The sequence below is a fragment of the Streptomyces sp. NPDC049577 genome, assembly GCF_040675635.1.
Lineage (GTDB): Bacteria > Actinomycetota > Actinomycetes > Streptomycetales > Streptomycetaceae > Streptomyces.
In genome coordinates this window covers 1-3,128 of record NZ_JBFAPH010000504.1, presented here as the reverse complement: position 1 = coordinate 3,128, position 3,128 = coordinate 1, and the positions used below count along the sequence as shown (strand labels likewise).

The following is a 3,128-nucleotide window of genomic DNA, read 5'->3' as shown; positions in this document are numbered from 1 at the left end:
GGCCGCGTCCTGGTGCTCGTGCCGACCCTCGACCTGCTCGTGCAGACGGTCAAGGAATGGCACAAGGTCGGCCACACCGGGCCGGCGGTCGCCGTGTGTTCGCTGGACGATGACCCGGACCTGTGGAACCTCAAGGTGCGGTGTACGACGAACCCGGTGCGGCTGGCCATGTGGCACGGCACCGGCCCGGTAACCATCTACGCCACCTACGCCTCCCTCGGCGTCCTCGCCGAAGCATTCGAGGGCGTATACGGCCAGCAGCTCGCCCCGCTGGACCTGGCCGTCGTGGACGAGGCGCACCGGACGTCGGGCTCGCTGGGGAAGGCGTGGGCGGGCATCCACGACCAGCAGGTCATCCCGGCGGTCCGTCGGCTGTATCTGACGGCCACGCCGCGGATCTGGCAGGAACGGCCGGCGTCCTGGGAGGTGCGGGAGGGGGCGCGGGACCCGCTGCCGGAGGAGATGGCGGCCTCCATGGATGACGAGACCATCTTCGGGCCCGTGTTCTACAAGCTCACGCTGGCCTCGGCGGTGACCCGGGAGTTGCTGGCGCGGTACCAGATCATCGTGATGGAGCTCCAGGACCCCGTCGTCACGCCGGAGCGGCTACGGGGGCAGGAGCGGCACGAGGAGGAGGTGCGGGGGCAGCGGCTCGCCGCGCTCCAGGCCGGGCTGCTGCGCACCATGGCCGAGCACGGCCTGCAGACGTGTATCACTTTCCACCACCGCACCATCGAGGCCCAGGCGTACGCCGAGGGCCTGCCGAGAGTCGCGGCCAAGCTGCACGCCGACCAGCCGGAGACGTACCCCGAGCACATGTGGGCGGACTGGCTGTGCGGGGAGCACCCGGCCGAGCGCCGGCGCGAAGTCCTGGGCTCCTTCGGCACCACGGCGCGGCGGGCAGTTCTTTCGAATTGTCGGGTTTTGGGGGAGGGTGTCGACATCCGGGCCGTGGACTCGGTGGCCCTGTTGGACCCCAAGGGGGCGCCGCACGACATCGTCCAGGCCATCGGGCGAGCCCTGCGGCAGAAGCCAGGCCAGGGCAAGCTGGCGTCGCTGATCGTTCCGGTTTTCCTGCAGCCCGGTGAGCAGCCTGAGGACATGTTCACTTCCGGGTCTTACCGCCCGCTGGTGAAGGTGTTGCAGGGGCTGCGGGCTCATGACGAGGAAGCGGTGGAATTGCTCGCGGTACCGCAGGAGCCTCGGAAAAGGGTGGTACAGCCGTCGGTTTGGATCGGCCCGGCACCGGAAGAGGGTGAAGAGGAAAACCGTCTCCTCCTGCGTTTCGCCGCCCCACGGGATCCGGTGATGGTCGCTGAGTGGGTGTCGTTCAACGTGATCGACACCGAACGGCAGGACTGGGCCCGGGGATACGCCGCCCTGCGCCGGTACGTCGAACGCGAATCGCACGCCCGTGTGCCCTACGACCACAGGGAAGGAGCCCAACCGCTGGGGCAGTGGGTCGCAGAACAGCGGCGCGCTTACGGGGCCGGGCAGATGCCGGCCGGGCGGGCCGAGCGGCTCGAAGCCCTCGGGATGGTGTGGGACGCCGTCGACGCCGCCTTCGAGGAGAACCTCGCCGCGGCCCGGGTGTACTACGAGCAGCACTTCTCGCTCTGCGCTCCCCGGACAGCGACGGCGCTGGACAAGCCGATCGGGCAATGGCTGTCCAACCTCCGCCGTCCCGGCGCCCTGGCCGCCCACCCCGAGCGGGCGGAGGCCCTGGCGGCGATCGATCCGGACTGGAACCCGGACTGGCCGGTGACCTGGCAGCGGCATTATGCCGCCGTCCGCGAGCTCCTGGCGGAGGAGGCCGGCCTCACCGACGTCCTCCCCGGCGTCACCGTCCACGGGATGGACGTCGGGAAGTGGCTGGCCCGACAGCGCGAACACGCGGTGTGGCAGGGGCTGCTGGACGAGCAGCGCGAACGCCTGGAGGCCCTCGGCATCACCCCGTTGCCTCCAGCTCAGGAAGCCCCGGCGAAAGCCCGTAAGGGCGGCTCGGGTGCCTTCGAGCGGGGCGTTGAGGCCCTGCGCCAGTACAAGACTCGCACCGGCTCCTTGACGGTCCCACGGGGGCACGTAGAGGTTCTGCCGGATGGCACCCAGATCCGGCTCGGCGTATTTATGTCGAACACCAAATCGAGGCGCGGCAAGCTCGACGCTGACCGGCGGAAGATGCTCGCCGAGCTCGGACTCGACTGGGCGAGCTCGTAGAGGCTTCGCCCAAAGGGCGCCGGACGGGTCTCGTGTTGCGGTGAAACCCCACCCGCGTGCATCCATAGATGCGTTACGGTGGGGTCGTCGGCTTCGTTGTCACAGGCCGCCCACTACGAGCGATGGGACCCCCACCGCTTCTATCGGCGAGGGTCCCATGCCCGTGTTCCTAACGCCGACCCCGGCTCATTCGCGGTGAGCCGGGTCCGGCGTCAGTGGTGAAGCCCGCCCCACGTGTAGGCCATCTGCCTCACCCAATACGCAGTCGCGGCCATCGATGGCGCCCACAGGCGAATGCGCTTTCGGACCTTGCGCCAGTCCACCGATTTCCGCTTTGCGTGCTTGCCCATAGCGAGCCTCCTTGGTCAGCCGACTCGGACCAGTAGGAAGACCGACACTCGGTGTCGGACCCCCCGCGGGAGGGCCCGCCAGCGCGGTCCCCTCGGGGGCTCTTCAGGGAAAGCGGGCACCAACCTACACCGGGCCGCGACCGCCCACGGCACTTTCCCCGAAGGGGAGTCGGCGGCATCAGCGTCCTTCTGTTCGGGGCGCTCGCCCTGCCTGCCCACCGGACCGTCCAGCACCCGGAGAGTCCGGTGATCTCGCGTCGCTGCCCGTCCTCGCACTCAAGGAGCACGGCCGCGACGCCCGGTCGCGGTCCGCCTCGGATCGCCGAGCACAACACGCTGGCCAGGACCCTGGGCAGGAGCACTTCCTCCCCGGTGGTGGAACGGCTCGGAAACGAGCGGCGGGCGGTCGACGTCGGCGGTGCGGCGGACAGGCACGCCGAGCCGTCGACAGCATAGGCCGCACGACACAGCCCGGGGCGCGGCGGCCGACCGGAGCCCGGCGGCCCAGCGACGCGGCGGGACCCAAGCGCGGCGGGACCGCGCCGCCAGGCAGCAGCCAGG

General features: G+C 70.3%; 1 protein-coding gene. It reads left to right on the top strand.

Features of this window, described 5'->3' with window-relative positions; genetic code table 11:
• On the top strand, positions 1-2,217 hold a 2,217-nt coding region (locus AB0K09_RS31790; protein ID WP_366068858.1), incomplete at its 5' end, for a Helicase associated domain protein.
• Between the last annotated feature and the right edge of the window lie 911 nt (positions 2,218-3,128).